This window comes from Micromonospora inositola (genome assembly GCF_900090285.1).
Taxonomy (GTDB): Bacteria; Actinomycetota; Actinomycetes; order Mycobacteriales; family Micromonosporaceae; genus Micromonospora; species Micromonospora inositola.
The window spans coordinates 3951266-3967995 of record NZ_LT607754.1; the positions used below are offsets into that span (position 1 = coordinate 3951266).

Annotated in this window: 18 protein-coding genes; 11 read left to right on the forward strand and 7 right to left on the reverse strand. The window is 74.8% G+C overall.

Annotated features, from left to right (window positions below; all coding sequences use genetic code 11):
- Positions 1-2: 2 nt before the first annotated feature.
- From mug to GA0070613_RS18965, 6 genes are all read right to left on the reverse strand, one after another.
- Complete coding sequence (gene mug, locus GA0070613_RS18940) at positions 3-569, reverse strand: G/U mismatch-specific DNA glycosylase (RefSeq protein ID WP_089013524.1); 567 nt, start codon at positions 567-569, stop codon at positions 3-5.
- On the reverse strand, positions 566-1327 hold the full coding sequence (locus GA0070613_RS18945; RefSeq protein WP_089013525.1) for an SDR family oxidoreductase: 762 nt from the start codon (positions 1325-1327) through the stop codon (positions 566-568). The genes mug and GA0070613_RS18945 overlap by 4 nt, the downstream gene beginning before the upstream one ends.
- A gap of 42 nt (positions 1328-1369) precedes the next feature.
- Positions 1370-1804, reverse strand: coding sequence for a hypothetical protein (locus tag GA0070613_RS18950; protein ID WP_089016046.1), 435 nt, complete (start codon positions 1802-1804; stop codon positions 1370-1372).
- Positions 1805-1944: 140 nt separating this feature from the next.
- Positions 1945-2763, reverse strand: coding sequence for a DUF692 domain-containing protein (locus GA0070613_RS18955; protein WP_089016047.1), 819 nt, complete (start codon positions 2761-2763; stop codon positions 1945-1947).
- Positions 2760-3668, reverse strand: coding sequence for a TIGR04222 domain-containing membrane protein (locus GA0070613_RS18960; RefSeq protein ID WP_089013526.1), 909 nt, complete (start codon positions 3666-3668; stop codon positions 2760-2762). Before GA0070613_RS18960 ends, GA0070613_RS18955 begins: the two co-directional genes overlap by 4 nt.
- A 123-nt stretch (positions 3669-3791) precedes the next feature.
- On the reverse strand, positions 3792-4364 hold the full coding sequence (locus tag GA0070613_RS18965) for a TetR/AcrR family transcriptional regulator (protein ID WP_088975104.1): 573 nt from the start codon (positions 4362-4364) through the stop codon (positions 3792-3794).
- A 107-nt stretch (positions 4365-4471) separates the two neighbouring features.
- On the opposite strand from GA0070613_RS18965, the gene GA0070613_RS18970 reads away from it, so the two are divergent.
- The 3 genes from GA0070613_RS18970 to GA0070613_RS18980 all read left to right on the forward strand — a co-directional run bounded on the left by GA0070613_RS18970 (position 4472) and on the right by GA0070613_RS18980 (position 7147).
- The gene (locus GA0070613_RS18970; RefSeq protein ID WP_089013527.1) at positions 4472-5326 is read left to right on the forward strand and encodes a carbon-nitrogen hydrolase family protein; all 855 of its coding nucleotides are present in this window, start codon (positions 4472-4474) and stop codon (positions 5324-5326) included.
- A gap of 62 nt (positions 5327-5388) precedes the next feature.
- Positions 5389-6033 (forward strand): HAD family hydrolase, encoded by a 645-nt coding sequence (locus GA0070613_RS18975; RefSeq protein WP_089013528.1) that lies wholly within the window; start codon positions 5389-5391, stop codon positions 6031-6033.
- 184 nt (positions 6034-6217) lie between these two features.
- Complete coding sequence (locus tag GA0070613_RS18980; protein ID WP_089013529.1) at positions 6218-7147, forward strand: serine protein kinase RIO; 930 nt, start codon at positions 6218-6220, stop codon at positions 7145-7147.
- Between the two features lie 43 nt (positions 7148-7190).
- On the opposite strand, the gene GA0070613_RS18985 is transcribed toward GA0070613_RS18980, so the two are convergent.
- Entirely contained in the window at positions 7191-7439 is a 249-nt protein-coding gene (locus tag GA0070613_RS18985; RefSeq protein ID WP_089013530.1) for a DUF2630 family protein, read from the reverse strand.
- Positions 7440-8167: 728 nt separating this feature from the next.
- On the opposite strand from GA0070613_RS18985, the gene GA0070613_RS18990 reads away from it, so the two are divergent.
- The 8 genes from GA0070613_RS18990 to GA0070613_RS19025 all read left to right on the forward strand — a co-directional run bounded on the left by GA0070613_RS18990 (position 8168) and on the right by GA0070613_RS19025 (position 16730).
- Positions 8168-8428, forward strand: a complete 261-nt coding sequence (locus tag GA0070613_RS18990; protein WP_157746383.1) for a hypothetical protein — start codon at positions 8168-8170, stop codon at positions 8426-8428.
- 302 nt (positions 8429-8730) lie between these two features.
- Positions 8731-10056: a cytochrome P450 gene (locus tag GA0070613_RS18995; RefSeq protein WP_089016049.1), complete on the forward strand. Its 1326-nt coding sequence runs from the start codon at positions 8731-8733 to the stop codon at positions 10054-10056.
- The gene (locus GA0070613_RS19000; protein ID WP_172875849.1) at positions 10053-10961 is read left to right on the forward strand and encodes a terpene synthase family protein; all 909 of its coding nucleotides are present in this window, start codon (positions 10053-10055) and stop codon (positions 10959-10961) included. The genes GA0070613_RS18995 and GA0070613_RS19000 overlap by 4 nt, the downstream gene beginning before the upstream one ends.
- Positions 10958-12601 carry a prenyltransferase/squalene oxidase repeat-containing protein gene (locus GA0070613_RS19005; protein ID WP_231929270.1) on the forward strand — a complete coding sequence of 548 codons (1644 nt, stop codon included), beginning with the start codon at positions 10958-10960 and terminating at the stop codon, positions 12599-12601. The genes GA0070613_RS19000 and GA0070613_RS19005 overlap by 4 nt, the downstream gene beginning before the upstream one ends.
- 136 nt (positions 12602-12737) lie before the next feature.
- On the forward strand, positions 12738-15239 hold the full coding sequence (locus GA0070613_RS19010) for a nitrate- and nitrite sensing domain-containing protein (RefSeq protein WP_408630950.1): 2502 nt from the start codon (positions 12738-12740) through the stop codon (positions 15237-15239).
- Positions 15240-15323: 84 nt separating this feature from the next.
- A complete protein-coding gene (locus tag GA0070613_RS19015) occupies positions 15324-15755 on the forward strand; it encodes a roadblock/LC7 domain-containing protein (protein ID WP_089013533.1) in 432 nt (143 codons plus the stop codon).
- Entirely contained in the window at positions 15752-16141 is a 390-nt protein-coding gene (locus tag GA0070613_RS19020) for a DUF742 domain-containing protein (RefSeq protein WP_089013534.1), read from the forward strand. Before GA0070613_RS19015 ends, GA0070613_RS19020 begins: the two co-directional genes overlap by 4 nt.
- Positions 16122-16730, forward strand: coding sequence for a GTP-binding protein (locus GA0070613_RS19025; protein ID WP_089013535.1), 609 nt, complete (start codon positions 16122-16124; stop codon positions 16728-16730). Before GA0070613_RS19020 ends, GA0070613_RS19025 begins: the two co-directional genes overlap by 20 nt.

Below are 16730 nucleotides of genomic sequence, written 5' to 3' on the forward strand. Positions count from 1 at the left end.
GCTCAGCCGGCGGTCGCCGCCGCGCGCAGTTCGGCGAAGGCGGCGCCGAGCGTCTCCGGGGTGAAGTGCGCGTTCAGGCCGCTCGGGTTGGGCAGCACCCAGAGCCGGGCCTCGCCGAGCAGCTCGGGCTGCGGCCCGAAGGCCGCCTTCGGCCGGGCGAAACCGATCCGGTACGCGGTCACCCCGACCACCGCCACCCACCGCGGCCGGTACCGCTCGACCTTCGTGGCCAGGGCGTCCGCGCCGGCCACCAGCTCCGCCGGTGTCAGCTCGTCGGCCCGGGCGCTGGCCCGGGCCACCATGTTGGTGATGCCTAGTCCCCAGCCGAGCAGCTCGCCCTGCTCGCTGGGGTGCAGCTGGCGCGGGGTGAGGCCGCCCCGGTGCAGCGCCGGCCAGAACCGGTTGCCCGGCCGGGCGAAATGCCAGCCGGTGGCCGCCGACCAGAGCCCCGGGTTGATCCCGACGAAGAGCACGTCCAGCCCCGGCGCGATCAGGTCCGGAAGGATCTTGTCGGCCGCGGCCGCCAGGTCCTCCCGCGTCGGCCGCGGGTAGCGCCGGTCCGCCGTCACAGGCCGCGCAGCGCGCCGCCGTCGACCGGCACGGTGATCCCGGTGACGTAGCTGGCGGCGGGGGAGAGCAGGAACGCGGCGACCCGGCCGAACTCCGCCGGCTCGCCGATCCGGCGCAGCGGGATGCCGGCCTCCGCCTCGGCCCGGGCCCGCTCGGCGTCCCCGGTGGCGGCGAGGAGCTCCCGGTTCCGGTCCGTCATGATCCGGCCCGGCAGCAGGCCGACCACGCGTACGCCGCGCGGGCCGTACTCGTCGGCGATGTCCTTGGCCACCCCGGCCAGGCCCGGGCGCAGCCCGTTGGAGATGCCCAGACCGGGCACCGGCCCGCGGGCCGAGGTGGAGAGCACCAGGCCGATCGCGCCGCCGCCGGTGAGCGCGGCGGCGACCGTCCGGGCGGCGCGGACGCTGCCCAGGAAGACCGTCTCGAACGATTCCCGCCACTGCTCGTCGCTCACCTGGGCGGCGGTGCCCCGGGGCGGCCCGCCCACCGAGACCAGCGCCCCGTCGAGGCGGCCGAACTGTTCCCGGGCGGCGGCCACCAGCCGCTGCGGCGTCTCCGGGTCGCTGAGGTCGGCGGTCAGCCCGATCGCCCGCTCCGGGCCGCCGAGCGCCTCGACCGCCGCGGCCACCCGCTCCGGGGCGCGTGCCGAGATCACCACCCGGGCGCCGTCCGCGACGAGGCGTTCGGCGGTGGCGAAACCGAGGCCACCGGAGGCGCCGGTGAGCACGTACACCCGGCCGGCCAGTCCGAGATCCATGGGGCCGATCCTGCCGTACCGCGGAGCACCGCGCCAACCGGCTCAGCGACGGGCGGGGCGCAGCAGGCGTACCCGACCCGCGAGCTGCACCGCGACGGCGCCGCCGGCCCGGCCCACGGCCGGGAGCCGGCGCGGCCGGGGGGCGCCGCGTCCGTCGTAGCGGGTGACGGCCTCGCGGGTGGCCAGCTCCTCCGCGCCGAGCGCCGGCAGCGTGCCGCGGTCGCGCAGCTCCCGGGCCAGGTCCCAGCCGTCGCGCAGCGACCCGTTGGTGGGGCGGCCCGCCGCCCAGTCGGCGAAGGTCGCCGGCCAGGCGGCGCCGAGGCCGGCGGCCAGCAGCGGCCAGTGCCGGGCCACGTCGCCGCCGCGCTTGCGCAGCAACGCGCGACGCGCGGCGTCGACCGGCGCCGGGGCGAACCCGGACGGCAGCCGACCGCCCGCGACCAACGTCGCGACCAGCTCCGCCTGCCGGGTCGCCAGGTCGCCGGCCGGGCCGGGACCGTCGGTCGGTGGCCGCCCTGCCGGAGCGGGGACGGCCGGCCCGGGACGGCGGTCGTCGGCCGCGCCGGTGGCCGCCGTCGCGGGGCTGACCGCGGCGCTGGCGGCGGCGTCGGGGCCGGTCACGTGACCACCGGGAATCCGGCGGCGGCGGCGAGCGCGTCCAGCTCACCGCGCAGCTCCGCCGCCGGCGGGTACCCCCCGTCCCGCTCCAGCAGCAGGGCCGGCGGCCGGCGTCGGGCGCAGAGCTCGCCGACCAGGTCGAGCACCTCGGCGGGCACCGGGTCGGTGTGCGTGTCGTGGTAGAAGCCGCCCTGTTCGGCCCCGCCCGCGACGTGCACGTAGGCGACCCGGTCCAGCGGCAGCCGGTCGAGCAGCGCGAGCGGGTCGGTGCCCCGGTTGCGGGCGTTGGCGTGCACGTTGGCGACGTCCAGCAGCAGCAGCGCCCCGGTGGCGTCCAGGATCTCCGTCAGGAAGGCCGCTTCGTCCAGCTCGTCGTCCGGCCAGTCGAAGAGCGCGGCGATCGGCTCCAGCGCGATCGGCACCGGCAGCTCGGCCTGCGCCCGCCGGACGTTCGCCACCACCGCGGCGACCGCCTCCCGGCTGCGCGGCAGCGGCAGCAGGTGCCCGGCCTCCAGCCCGCCGGCCCGGACGAACGCGATGTGCTCGCTCACCAGCGGCGCGTCGACCAGCGCGGCCACCCCGGCCAGGTGGGCCAACCGGGCCGGATCCACCGGCTCGGCGCCGCCGAGGGAGAGCTTCACCCCGTGCGGTACGACGGTGACCCCGCGCCCGCGCAGCTCGGCGAGGCCGGGCGGCAGCGGCCCGGCCGGGGCGACCGTCTCGGCGACCACCTCGACGAAGCGCAGCCCCGGCAGGTCGACCACGAAACCGGCGATCTCCGGCCGCCAGCCGATGCCCACCCCGTACGGCCCGGTCATCCGCCGCACCCGCCCCCGCCGCCGCCGCCACCCCCGCAGGAGCTGCCGCCGCCGCAGGAGCTGCCGCCGCCGCAGGAGCTGCCGCCACTCGAGCCGCCGCTGCCGGACAGCGCCTGGCGCTGGATCTCGGCCTGCTCGGCGAAGCCCGGGTCCATCGTCCAGATGGTGGCGGTGCCGAAGAGCGCCACCCCCATCGCCGCGTCGGACGGGCCGTAGGTGGCGTACGCGGGCGCCGAGGCGGGCGCCAGGTAGGTGTGCCGGCGACGCAGCTCGCGCAGCGCCCGGTCGGCCGCGCGGGTCCGCCAGGGCACCCGGATGAGCAGCACGAAGGCGAAGAACAGCGGGAACAGGGTGAGCATCAGGAAGCCGGCCGGGCGGCCGTTCGACAGCCCCACGAAGAGCCGGATCCCGCCGAGCGCGAGGAGGGCGGCCAGCAGCATCGGGCCGCGTCGCACGGCGGCCCGCCGGGCCGGGTCGAGCGCCAACCCGCGGTCCCGCAGACCGTCCCGGAGCTGCTCGACCGCCCGGGCCACCCATTCGTCGCGGCGCAGCTCCCGGGCGAAGACGTGCCGGCCGGCCGCGTTGTAGATCGCCTGGTCCAGCGGGGTGACCCCGGCGGGCATCGAGGTGCCGGTGGTGAGCCGCCGGTCGGGCCGTACGCCCACCACGCCGCCGCGTCGCAGCCCGCCGAGCGCCGTCCAGACCGCGAGCTGGTCGCCCCCGTTGAGGTACGCGACCTGCTGCGGTCCGAGTTGCCCGACGCCGTCGGTGGGCGCCCCGGCCAGGGCGCGGAAGCGGTGGACCAGGGTGCCGACGAGCACCACGGCCACGGCCAGGAGGTACCAGCGCAGGAAGACCGGGCCGGGGATGCCCCAGGTGTCGCCCGGTGCGGCGAGGACGGTCATGGTCTGCTCCTGTCGCGCGAGGGGATCGCGGCCCCATTGTGGAGCAGACCCGCCAGGGGTGATCCCGGCCCGTGGGCCGAGTTACCGGACCGAGATCCGGCGCCACGGGGCGGACCCGTGCGGTCAGCGGCGGCGGACCGCCTCCTCGACCAGGTCGAGCACCGGGCCGAGGTCACCTGCCGGACGACCCATCGCCAGGTGCAGCACCAGCCCGTCGTAGGCCAGCTCCAGGAACTGGGCCAGCACGTCGATCGGCACGTCCTCGCGGAGCACCCCGGCCTCCCGCTGGCGGACCAGGCGTTCCCGGGTGGCCTCGGCGATGGCCGCCGACCGTTCCGCCCAGCGCCGGGCGAAGGCCGGGTCGGTACGCAGCCGCCGGGAGACCTCCAACTGGCTGCCCAGCCAGCCGGTGGTGTCCGGGGAGACCGCCCGGGCGAGCAGGTCCCGCATGACCTGGACCAGGCCGTTGCGGGCCACCGTCTCCACCATCGCGGCGGCGTCGTCCTCGGCGACCGCCAGGAAGAGCGAGTCCTTGTCCCGGAAGTGGTGGAAGATGGCGCCCCGGGACAGCCCGGTGGCCTCCTCCAGGCGGCGTACGGTGGCGCCCTCGTAACCGTGCCGGGCGAAACACGCCCGCGCGGCGCCGAGGATCTCCTGCCGGCGCGCATCGAGCTGGTCCTGACTTACTCTGGGCACGGGACGATCGTGTCAGGTGCCCCGGGCCGATGCAAACCGTACGTACGGCTTGGGATCGGGCTCCGCCGGAAGCCTCCGAGCTCGGGGGGTCCGGTTACGATCGCCCGATGACGCCGGCCACCCCCCTTCCCGAGCATCCGCTGACCGTGGCGGCCGTCCAGGCCGAGCCGGTCCCCGGCGACGTCGCCGGAAACGCCACCACCGCCGCCCGGCTGGTCGGCCGGGCGCCCGACGCCCGGATCGTCGTGCTGCCGGAGCTGTTCCTGCCGGCGTACCACCCGCCGACCCTGGCCGCCGACCCGGCCGGCACCGACGTGGCCGCCGACGCGGACGGCCTGGTCGACGATCCGCGGCTCGACCCGCTGCGGGCGGCTGCCCGGGACGGCGGTGCCACCGTGGTGGTGGGCGCGGCCGTCCGGCACCCCGACGGGCGGCGGACCATCTCCTCGCTCGTCGTCGACGCCGCCGGGGTCGCCCGGTCGGCGTACGACAAGCAGCAGCTCTGGGGCGGTGAGCGCGACCTGTTCGACGCCGGCCGGCGCGGCGCCACCCTGCTGGTCGACGGCTGGCGGCTCGGCCTGGGCATCTGCTACGACGGGTGCTTCCCCGAGCACGGCCGCGCCGCCGCCGCCGACGGTGCCCACGGCTACCTCTGCCCCAGCGGCTACCTGGCCGGCTCGGCGCACCGGCGGGACCTCTACTACGCCGCCCGCGCCCTGGACAACACCATGTACGTGGTCTTCGCCAACGCCGTCGGCGGCGCCGACCCGTGGCGGTTCAGCGGCGGCGCGGCGGTGTACGACCCGGAGGGCCGGCCGCTCGCCCGCGGCGCCGACGCGGGGGAGGACGTGCTGGTCGCGACCCTCGACCCCGGGGCGCTCGCGGCCACCCGGGCGGCGCACACCATGCTCGCCGACCGCCCTGCCGACCAGGGGTTGCCCCGAACGGTGCTGGCCGGCTGACCGACGGCGCAGGGTCGCCCGGCCCCTGTCGGCCGTGCACCTCGGTCCCGTAGGGTGCGCGAGTGCCGCTGCTCCTACTGGACCTGGACAACACCCTGCTCGACCGGACCGGGTCGTTCCGTGCGTGGGGAGAGCGTTTCCTGGACAACGTCGGCGCGCCGGCCGCCGACATCGACTGGCTGCTCTCCGTCGACGCCGACGGGCTGACCGACCGGTGGGACGTCGCGGACGCCATCCGCGACCGGTACCGGCTGGCCGTCCCCTCCATCGACCTGGTCGACGAGCTGCACGACGGGGTGGTGGCGAACACCCGGCTGGACCCGCTGGTCGCCTGCGCACTGCGGATCGCCGACGACGCGGGCTGGGTACCGGTGGTGGTCAGCAACGGCGCGGTGCGCCAGCAGGACGCGAAGATCCGCCGGACCGGCCTGGACCGGTACGTGGCCGACTGGGTGATCTCCGAGGAGGCCGGGGTCAGCAAGCCCAACCCGCGGATCTTCGCGCTCGCCGCCCAGCGCGCCCGGATGTCGCTGCGCGGCGCCTGGGTGGTCGGGGACAGCCCGGAGGCGGACATCGGCGGGGCCGCCGCCGTTGGCCTGCCGAGCGTCTGGCTGCACCGCGGCCGGACCTGGTCGGACACCCGGTTCGCGCCCACCCGCACCGTGGACGGGCTGATCGCCGCGGTGGCCACCGTGCTCGCCGGCTGAGCCGGCGCGTCGCCGCCGGGTCCCGGTTATTCGGTTGACCCCGCGGCGGCCCGCGGTGAGCATGGGTGCCGCGCGCAGGCGCAGCCGGGCGGCGCCCGGTCGAGGAGAGGAGGTCGGTCATGGCCGTCTTTGCAGGGTCGTTCCACCTGCCTCCATCAGCCTCGATCAAGGGATCACCAAACCCGTGCGTGAACACGACCTCCCGGCGCGCGAGCGCCGTGGCCGCGGCAAGAGCCGCTTCGACGACGACGAACCGCATTTCCTGAAGCACGGCCGGCCCGCCGAGCCGGCCCTGACCGAGCCCGACGACGAGCCCGACCCCGAGGACCCCTGGTCCTCCTGGGACGGGGCCGTGCACGGCCCGGAACCGCACCCCGAGTGGCTGGTCACCGAGCTGGCCGCCCGGGACACCGAACTCGGCGTGCTCAAGACCGGCAAGGAGGCGGACGTCCACCTGGTCCGCCGGGCCGTGCCGGAGACCGGCCGGTCCTGCCTGTTGGCGGCGAAACGCTACCGGGACGCCCAGCACCGGCTCTTCCACCGGGACGCCGGCTACCTGGAGGGGCGCCGGGTCCGCCGGTCCCGGGAGAACCGGGCGATGGCCGGCCGGACCGCCTTCGGCCGGCAGATGATCGCCGGGCAGTGGGCGGCGGCCGAGTTCTCGGCGCTGGCCCGGCTCTGGGAGATCGGCGCGGAGTCCGGGCGGATCGCCGTGCCGTACCCGGTGCAGCTGCTCGGCACCGAGCTGATGCTGGAGTTCGTCGGGGACGCCGACGAGGGGCAGGCCGCGCCCCGGCTGGCCCAGCTCCGGCCCGAACCCGCCGAGCTGCGCGATCTGTGGGAGCAGATGGTCGACGCCCTGGTCGTGCTCGCCCGCGCCGGGTACGCGCACGGTGACCTGTCGCCGTACAACCTGCTGGTGCACCGGGGTCGGCTGGTCATGATCGACCTGCCGCAGGTGGTCGACGTGGTGGCCAACCCGCAGGGGCCGGAGTTCCTCGCCCGGGACGTCCGGGTGGTCGGCGCGTGGTTCGCCGCTCGGGGACTGCCCGCCCTGGCGGTCGACCCGGCCGAGCTGACCGGGCTGCTGCTGCAGGAGGCGGGCATCCGCTGAGCGGACCGTGGCCCGGGCGGGTGGACCCGCCCGGGCCACCGTTTCACTGGAGGTAGCGCTCGACCTCCGGCAGCGGTCGCTCGCCCTGGGCGTCCGGGTCGCCGTGCGCCTGCCGGGCCGCGCGGCGGCGGCGCAGCAGGTCCCAGCACTGGTCGAGGGATTCCTCCAGCGCCCGCAGCCGTTCCTTGGCCTCGTCGTCGGTGCCGGACTCGTGCTCCTGCGCGGCCGAGCGGAGCCGGTGCTCCTCGTCGACCAGTTCGGAGATCCGGTTCAGGATGGTCTTGTCGTCCATGCCCCTGAGCCTGGCACAGGGCACGGGCACGCGCCCAGGTTCTCTCCGCCGTCGCCGCGTCGGCCGCCGCGGGAGGCTGACGGGTGGTCCGATCAGGTCGTCGGGGCGGAACGCACAGTGATCGACCAGCGAACGCCGGCGGGTCGCCGCCGGCCCTTTGCTCTGCTGCAGCGGAGGCAACAGTTACCCGGCGTGACGCCGACAGTGGCGCCGACGATCGGACCGGCCGTGAACCAGCACTGGCCAGGCCGGTGTTGCCGCCAAGGCAGCAGAGCAAAGGGCGGGGGAGATCCGAAGCCGGTCGGCGGGACGGCTACGGTCGGGGACGGGCCGGCCGGGTCACCGTCCGTCACCCGTGCCGAGCGTCACCGCACGCCGAGCTGCCCTGGCAGCCGCCGGTCGTCCCCGGCGGACGGAATCGGGGGCGCGAACGCGGGGGCCGCGACCAGCTCCCCGGCCGCCGAGCGGTACGCGCTGCTCGTCGCCGAGTCGGCCGGCGAGCTGGTCGGCGTCGCGCGGACCGGGCTGCTGCACGAGAGCGGAGCCGGGGCTGGGCTTCGCCAACGTGACGGTGCATCCCGAGCGGCGCGGCCGGGGTCGACCTGGCCGCGGCGGAGCTGCCGGATCTCCCGGCGCCAGCCGGGATCCGGCTGGCCTCAGCGGCCGACCTGGCCGAGCCGCGGCCGCTCTACGAGGCCGACCTGGACGTCTCCCGGGACGAGCCCGGCGTGGTGGGGATGGACGACATCTCCTACGACGACTGGCGGGCCGCCTACTGGGAGCGCCCCGACCTGGACCGCGTGCTGACCTCGGTCGCGCTGGCGGACGACGTGGTGGTGGCGTTCAGCCTGGCGCTGACCGACGGGCGGTACCGCTACCAGTCGGGGATGACCGCACCCGGCGCGCGTACCGGGGCGGGGGTGTGGGCCGGTCGGTCAAGGCCGCCGCCCTGCGCCGGGCCCGGGACGCCGGCTACCGGCACGCCGTGACCAGCAACGAGGCGATGCTCGCCGTCAACCGGCGACTGGGCTACCAGGTGGTGGACAGCGAGTGGCGGTACCGCCGGGATTTGCGCAGGTGAGCGGTGCCGTCCGGCTCCTTTGTGGAGTGCTAAACCTTCCGCAGCGAAAATTTCTCTTCTTCTGTCTAGAGAAAGTCGTTCGGACGGTGGCATGCTTCCCGGGAGCTTGGCTCGACAACATGGTTGCCTGGGGCGGCGTTGCCCGGAAGGGGTCCGAAGGCGGTGGTTGCATCCGACACCGTGCCGGTCGGTATCCGGCGACCCGACGTCATCCCGTTGCGCCACGTCCTGCCCCGCCTCTTCCGTGACCCGACCGCGGCCCTGGTGGAGTTCGGCGAACGGTCACAGGGCGAGGTGGTGAAGCTCAACCTAGGATCGTTCCGCCCGTACCTGGTCACCAATCCCGTGCACGTGCAGCAGGTGCTGGGGGACCGGTCCGGGAACTACGTCCGGTCGGGGGAGGGGCTGTTCTGGCGGCCCATCCGGCGGCTGTTCGGCGACGGCATCCTCGGCGAGGGGCAGATCTGGTCGGAGAGCCGGCGCATCCTCCAGCCGATGTTCACCGCCCGCCGGGTCGAGGCGCTGATGGAAGGCATGGCCGTGACCATCGCCGACGCGGTGGCCGAGCTGGACGAGCCGGCACGGGCGGGGCGCCCGGTCGACATCGGAGCGGAACAGGCCCGGATCGTGTGCCGCGCCATCGTGCGCGCGCTCTTCGCGGACCGCATCTCGGTCGCGGATGCCCTACGCATCATGGCGGCCCAGGACGCCATCGCCACCTCAGTGATCCCCCGCGTGGTGGTGCCGTTCGCCCCGCTGTCGGTACCGATGCCCGGCGACCGGGCCTTCCGGCGTGCCGTCCGGCGCATCGACGAGGTGCTGGTGCCGATCATCCGTGCCGCGCGCGACGCCCCGGCCGACGGCGACGACATCATCTCCACACTCTGGCAGGCGCGCACGGACGACGGCCGCCAGCTCGACGAACAGCAGGTGCGGAACGACACGGTGGCGATGGTCGCCGTCACCACCGAGACCACCATCAACGTACTGACCTGGCTCTGGCCGCACCTCGCCCGGTCGCCCGAGGTGGCCGGCCGACTGCGGGACGAGATCGACCGGGTGGTCGGCAAGGGTCCGGTCACCGCCGCGCATCTGCCCCAGCTCCGGTACACCCGGATGGTGCTGGACGAGCTGATCCGGCTCTACCCGGTCGCCTGGCTCGCGCCGCGGCAGGCGGTGGCCGACGACGTGCTGGGCGGGGTACGGATCGAGGCGGGCGCCACCCTCCTGGTCAGTCCGCTGATCACCCAGCGGATGACCGCCTACTGGGACCGGCCCGAGGTCTTCGACCCGGACCGGTTCGCGCCCGAGCGGAGCCGCGGCCGGCACCGGTACGCGTACTTCCCCTTCGGTGGCGGACCGCACCAGTGCCTCGGCATGCACCTGTTCTATCTGGAGGCACAGCTCATCGTGGCCAACCTGCTGAAGCGGTTCCATCTCCAGCCCCGCCACGCCGAGCTGCCGTCGGTGAAGCTGGCCGCCGCCCTGCGAGCCCGGGAGCGGGTCGAGTTGCACCTGAGGCCGGTGTCCCGGTGACGGCTCCGCCGCTCGCGCCCGACGTCCCGGGCGAGCTGGCAGCCGCCGCGGATCAAGGACGGATCTGCGCCCTCGCCGCCAAGGGGCAGCGCGACCTGGGGAAGCAGGCCGGGCGCTACCCCGCCATCTTCGGCGCGGAGCCGTTCGACAGCGCCCTGTACGGCAGCATCGCGATGGCCATCGCGTTCGGTGCGCCCTGGTGCACCGCCGAGCAGCTGCGGATCACGAACCGGGCCGTGCTGTGGGGGTTCGCGGCCGACTGGCACCTGGACGTGTTGGCGACGTCCCGCCAGGACGTCGAACGAGTCATCGACGGCTGCCTGGCCGCGGCGGACGGCCGGCAGGTGGCGGCCGACGACTTCCTCGGGCAACTGCTCGCCGAGCTCCGCGACGACCTCGCCACCGTCCCGGCCTTCACCGAGCTGCGGGGCGTCTGGCGGCGGGAAGTCGAACTGGCCCTCACCGCCATGGCGCGCGAGTGGGAGTGGCGCGCGGACCGGGCGGAGTCCGGCCTCCTGCCCAGCCTGGACGACTACCTCGCCAACGCGGCCAACCTCGCCTGCACGGTGGTCAACGTCGCGCACTGGATCTACTCCGGCGACGAGGCCACGCACCGCCATCTCGACCAGCTCGTCACGGCCAGCGACGAGGTGCAGCGCATCCTGCGACTGGTCAACGACCTCGGCACCTACGAGCGCGACCTGCGGTGGGGTGACCTGAACGCGATCATGCTGGTCGCCGACCGGTCCGATGTGGAACAAATGATCGACCGGCTCGTCGAGAACTGCCGCGCGCTGCTCGCACCGCTGGAGCGGAGCTGCCCGGTGCAGGCCGCGTACCTCGCCCGGCAGATCGGCTTCAGCAGCGGCTTCTACCGCGCCACGGACTTCTGGGGCGTACGGTGACCGACGCGGCACCGCTGGACGTCGCACCGGACACCGGGCACGAGGAGGCGGCGGCACGGGAGCTCATTGCCGCCATGATGCTGGCGCCGAACGGTCAGTCGTCCGCGTCGGTCTACGAGACCGGGCGACTGGTGAGCCTGGCGCCCTGGCTGGTCCGGCACGCCGAGCGCATCGATCACCTGCTGCTGACCCAGGCCCCCACCGGCGGGTGGGGCGGCCCCGGCGGGTACGCCCTGGTGCCGACGCTCAGCGCGGTCGAGGCGTTGCTGGCCGCCCTTCTCCGGGGCGACCTGCGGACCCCGGACGACGGCGAGATCCACACCAGGGTCGTCCGCGCCCTCGGCCCGGGGCTGGTCCGACTCCGCGACCTGCTCGCCGAGCCCGGCCTCGCGCTACCCGACCTGCCGGCGATCGACCTCGTCGTGCCGGCGCTGGTCGAGTCCCTCAACGGGCACCTGGCGCGGGTGGCCGCCGGCGGCCGGGCCGAGCTGCGCCGCGGGCCGTACGACGGCCCGTTGCCACTGCCCGCCGGGATGGGCCGCGGCCGCCTCGAACGGGTGCGGGAGGTGCTCGGCTCGGGCGACCCGGTCCCGGAGAAGATCTGGCACGCCCTGGAGGTCGGCGGTCCGGCCGCCCGGCGGGCGACCGGTGCGATGGTTCCCGGAAGTGGCGCGGTGGGCGCCTCGCCCGCGGCGACGGCGGCCTGGATCGGCACCCCCGACGACGCCGCCGCGCCGGCACTCTCCTATTTGGAGGAGACCGTCCGGCAGTACGGCGGCCCGGTGCCGCCGGCGAGCCCGATCGCGGTCTTCGAGCGGGCCTGGGTGCTGAGCACGCTCAGCCGGTCGGGGGTACCGTTCCCGGTTCCCCCGAGGATGCTGGCCAGCCTCGCCGACGCGCTCGGCCCGGCCGGCACGCCCACCGGCCCGGGCCTGCCCCCGGACGCGGACACCACCTCGGTGACCCTGTCGGCGCTGGCGCGGCTCGGCCGGCCGGTGCCACCGTCCAGCCTCTGGGCGTACGACACCGGAGAACACTTCTGCACCTGGCACGGTGAGGACGGCGCCTCCGTCACCACCAACGCCCACGTCCTCGACGCGCTCGGGTGGCACGCGACGCGGACGCCGGCGGAGCCGCGGCTGGCGTCGGCGGTCGAGCGGCTCACCGCCTGGCTCTGCGCCCGGCAAGGCCCGGACGGCGCGTGGTCGGACCGCTGGCACGCCTCCCCGTACTACGCGACCTGCTGCGCGGTGCTCGCCTTGGCGGAGTACGGGCGGGGCGTGAGGCGGGACGACGCGCTGGACCGGGCCGCCGCCTGGCTCCTGGAGGAGCAGCGGCCGGACGGCTCCTGGGGACGCTGGACCGGGACAGTGGAGGAGACCGCGTACGCCCTCCAGGCGCTGCTCTCGACGACGCGGCCGGCCGACCCCCGGCCGCTGCCGCACCTCCACCACGGCTACCGGTACCTGTCCACCATGGAGGGGCGCGACGGTGAGCCGGCCCTGTGGCACGACAAGGATCTTTACCGTCCGCCGCTGATCGTCGGCGCCGCCGTCACGGCCGCTCGGTACCTGGTCCGCCTGCGGATGGGCCTTCACCCGCCCGGATATGTGGCAGGCGGGTTGATCAGTGCCGCTTGAGTGAAGTTTCCGACACTGCTAGCGTGCGCGCGTGGTCGAAGGCGTAACGGCCATGTGCGACCGGTGCACCTCGAACACCCGCCAGGACGGTGTAATGCGTTCCCGCAGTACGAACCTCCGTACCAAAGTCATCGCGTTGCTCGCGTCCCTGGTCGCGCTCTGGGCCTTCGCGGCGTGGGTCACCGTCCGGGACGGCTTCAACCTCCTCGGCGTGCAGACGCTAAATACGGCGGTCGCCGAACCGAGTGAGCCGCTGGTGCTGCAGCTCCAGCAGGAGCGCCGGCTCTCGCTGGCGTACCTGGGCCGGCCGGACGGCGCGGGTCGCGACGCGTTGGCCCAGGAGCGCTCCCGTAGCGACCAGCTGGCGGCGGCGTTCGCCGAGTCGGCCCGCAGTTGGCGGGCCGAGGTGGCCGCCGGCGCCGACCTCGAGCGCCGGGTGGCCGAGGTCAACAGCCAGCTGGCCCAGCTGGACGAGATCCGGTCCGCCGTGGACGACCGCAGCGCCGACCGGCTCTCCACCTTCACCGCCTACCGCGGCGTGATCGACTCCCTCTTCACCGTGTACACCACCCTTGGTGGCCTGGACGACCGGCAGATCGCGGCGGACACCAGCGCTCTGATCGAACTCAACCGGGCCCGTGAGCTGCTGTCCCAGGAGGACGCCGTGCTCACCGGCGTGCTCGCCGCCGGACGGATCACGCCGGCCGAGCGCTCGCAGCTGGCCCAGATCATCGGCGCGCAGCGCTTCGCCGCCGAGCTCGCCGTCAGCCGGCTGACTGGCGCCGACCGGAGCCGGTACGCCGCGATGACCGGCGGTCCGTCCTTCACCCGCCTGCACACCCTGGAGAACGGTCTCCTCCAGGCCCGGGCCGACGACCCGAGGCTGACCATCAAGGCCGAGGACTGGGAGAAGGCGGTCGCCCCGGCGTTGACGCAGTGGAGCGACGTGGTGGTGGCCGGCGGCGACGACGTGGTCGGGCGCGCCACGCCGGTCGCGATCGGCGTCATCGTCCGACTGGTGCTGGCCACCGGCCTGGGTCTGCTCGCCGTCATCGCGTCCATCGTGGTGTCGATCACCACCGCCCGGTCGCTGGTGCGCCAGCTGGAACGGCTGCGTGAGGCGGCGTTCCGGCTGGCCAACGAGCGGCTGCCCGGCGTGGTGGAGCGGCTGGGCCGTGGCGAGGAGGTCGACGTCGCCCGGGAGGCGCCCCCGTTGCAGTTCGGCGACGACGAGATCGGCCAGGTGGGCAAGGCCTTCAACGCCGTGCAGGAGACCGCGATCCGGACCGCCGTCGAGCAGGCCGAACTGCGTCGCAGCGTCCGCGACGTGTTCCTCAGCCTGGCCCGGCGCACCCAGGCCCTGGTGCACCGCCAGCTCACCCTGCTCGACGCGATGGAACGCCGCGAGCACGACGCCGAGGAGCTGGAGGACCTGTTCCGGGTGGACCACCTGGCCACCCGGATGCGGCGCAACGCCGAGAACCTGATCGTGCTCTCCGGCTCCACCCCGGGCCGGTCCTGGCGCCGGAACGTGCCGATGGTCGACGTGGTCCGCGGCGCGGTGGCCGAGGTCGAGGACTACACCCGGGTGAACGTGCTGCCGCTGGGCCCGGTGTCGCTCGCCGGCCGGGCCGTCGGTGACGTCATCCACCTGCTGGCCGAGCTGATCGAGAACGGACTGTCGTTCTCGCCCCCGCACACCACCGTCGAGGTGCGCGGCCAACTGGTGGCCAACGGGTTCGCCATCGAGATCGAGGACCGGGGCCTCGGCATGACCGAGGAGCACCTCGCCGCCGCCAACCACCGGATCGTCGACCGGTCCGAACTGAACCTGGCCAACGCCGCCCGGCTCGGCCTCTACGTGGTCAGCCGGCTGACCGAGCGGCACGGCGTGCGGGTGCAGCTCAAGGAGTCCGCGTACGGCGGGACGACGGCGGTGGTGCTGATCCCGCTCGATCTGGTCACCGACGACGGCCCCGACCCGGCCACCTCCGGCGGGTTCCGGGCGGGCGCGGGGATCGGCGCGCCGGTCGCGGCGGCCACCGGGACCGGACGGTCCGAGCCCACCGGCGAGCAGACCACCAGTCCGGTGGCGCTGGTCGAGCCGCCCCGGCCGACGACGCCGGACGCCGAGCGCCGGGAGGACGCCGGAGACGACGTGCCGGCCGGGACGGACCCCGTACCCGGTCACGCCGGGCCGGACGAGCCGCCGGTGACGGAGGCGGGGCTGCCGACGCGTACCCGGCGGACCGGGCAGCCGGGGCTGGACGCTCCGACCTTTCCGACCGGCCTGCCGGTGGCGGTCGGACGGTCCAAGGGGGACGGTGCTGCCGCTCCGGCGGCGGCCGACCCCGCGCCCGGCGAGACCGCCGGCCGGGAGGATCCGGCCCGGACCGACTCCGGGCTGCCGGTGCGGGTACGGCAGGCGAGCATCGTGCCGGAACTGCGTGACGACCCGTCCACTTCGGACGCTGATCCGGGCGACGACACGGTACGGCCGCCGGAGCAGGTACGCCGGATGATGAGCTCTTACCAGAGCGGCACCCGACGTGGCCGGACGGATGCGGCGCGGCTGCTCGGCGGGGTGACGCGCGGGTCCGGGAGCGGGCCGGACACCAGGGACGAGCAGGCGACCTGAGGACGACGTCGGTCCGGCGGCACCCAGGCGGCCGGTACGGCGGAGCGAGCACGGCGACACCAGCCGGGGAGAAGAGGACGACGAGTGGCGCAGAAGACGGCTTCGAGCGCGGACCTGACGTGGTTGCTGGATGATCTGGTCGGCCGGGTGAAGCAGGCGGAACACGCCGTGGCGCTCTCCACCGACGGCCTGCTGATGGCCTCCTCACAGGGGCTGAGCCGGGACGACGGTGAGCACCTGGCGGCGATGGCGGCCGGCATCCAGAGCCTGGCCCGGGGCGCGGGCAAGCGGTTCGGCGGCGGTCAGGTGCAGCAGACCATCATCGAGATGCAGTCGTCGTTCCTGTTCGTCACGGCGGCCGGTCGCAACGCCTGCCTGGCGGTGCTGGCCTCCGAGGACGCGGACGTGGGCCTGATCGCGTACGAGATGGCCATGCTGGTCACCCGGGTCGGCAGGTTCGTCGCCTCGCCGACCCGGACGCCCGAGCAGCCGACCGGCGAGACCCCGACGCGATGACCGTCCAGGGGGACTCCGCGGAGCACGAGTGGGTGGACGACCACGCGGGCCCGGTGGTGCGCCCGTACGCGGTCACCCGGGGCCGGGCCCGCCCGGTCACCGGCACGTTCGACCTGATCTCCCTGGTGACGGCGACCCGGGCCGACGTGGCGTCGGAGTCGGGGCTGGGCCCCGAGCACGTGGCCATCGTCGGTCTCTGCCAGCGGATGCAGTCCGTGGCGGAGATCGCCGCCCACCTCGACCTGCCGGTGGGTACCGTCCGGGTCCTCCTCGGCGACCTGGTGGCCCGAACCCTGGTGCAGGTCCGTGAGCCGCGCGCCACCACCGCCGGCCTTCCCGACGACAGCGTTTTCGAGGCGGTTATCAATGGACTTCGGGCCCTCTGAGCGGCCGGCGGGAGCGGCGCCGCTGCCCACCGCGATCAAGATCCTGATCGCCGGTGGTTTCGGCGTGGGCAAGACCACCATGGTCGGCGCGGTCAGCGAGACCCGTCCACTGCGGACGGAGGAGGTGCTGACCGAGACCGGGGTGGGGATCGACGACCTGTCCGGCGTGGAGCAGAAGGGCACCACCACCGTCGCGATGGACTTCGGTCGGATCACGATCAGCGACGACCTGGTGCTCTACGTCTTCGGCACCCCGGGACAGGACCGGTTCTGGTTCGTCTGGGACGAGCTGGCGCTGGGCGCCATCGGTGCGGTGGTGCTCGCCGACACCCGGCGGCTGGCCGACTGCTTCCCCTCGATCGACTACTTCGAGGGGCGGGGCACGCCGTTCGTGGTGGCGGTGAACTGCTTCGAGGGCGCCAAGGAGTACCGGCTGGACGAGGTGCAGGTGGCGCTCAACCTCGACCCCGGGGTCCCGGTGGTGCTCTGCGACGCCCGGCAACGGGAGTCGAGCAAGGAGGTGCTCATCACGCTGCTGGAGCACGCCATGAAGACCCGCGAGGCCCGCCGCCGCGCCGCCGCCGACTGA

Excerpts from the sequence above, each read along its gene's own strand:
- GA0070613_RS18945 (WP_089013525.1), bottom strand. The coding sequence starts at position 1,327 with ATGGATCTCGGACTGGCCGGCCGGGTGTACGTGCTCACCGGCGCCTCC.
- GA0070613_RS18955 (WP_089016047.1), bottom strand. The coding sequence starts at position 2,763 with ATGACCGGGCCGTACGGGGTGGGCATCGGCTGGCGGCCGGAGATCGCC.
- GA0070613_RS18960 (WP_089013526.1), bottom strand. The coding sequence starts at position 3,668 with ATGACCGTCCTCGCCGCACCGGGCGACACCTGGGGCATCCCCGGCCCG.
- GA0070613_RS18970 (WP_089013527.1), top strand. The coding sequence starts at position 4,472 with ATGACGCCGGCCACCCCCCTTCCCGAGCATCCGCTGACCGTGGCGGCC.
- GA0070613_RS18985 (WP_089013530.1), bottom strand. The coding sequence starts at position 7,439 with ATGGACGACAAGACCATCCTGAACCGGATCTCCGAACTGGTCGACGAG.
- GA0070613_RS19020 (WP_089013534.1), top strand. The coding sequence starts at position 15,752 with ATGACCGTCCAGGGGGACTCCGCGGAGCACGAGTGGGTGGACGACCAC.
- GA0070613_RS19025 (WP_089013535.1), top strand. The coding sequence starts at position 16,122 with ATGGACTTCGGGCCCTCTGAGCGGCCGGCGGGAGCGGCGCCGCTGCCC.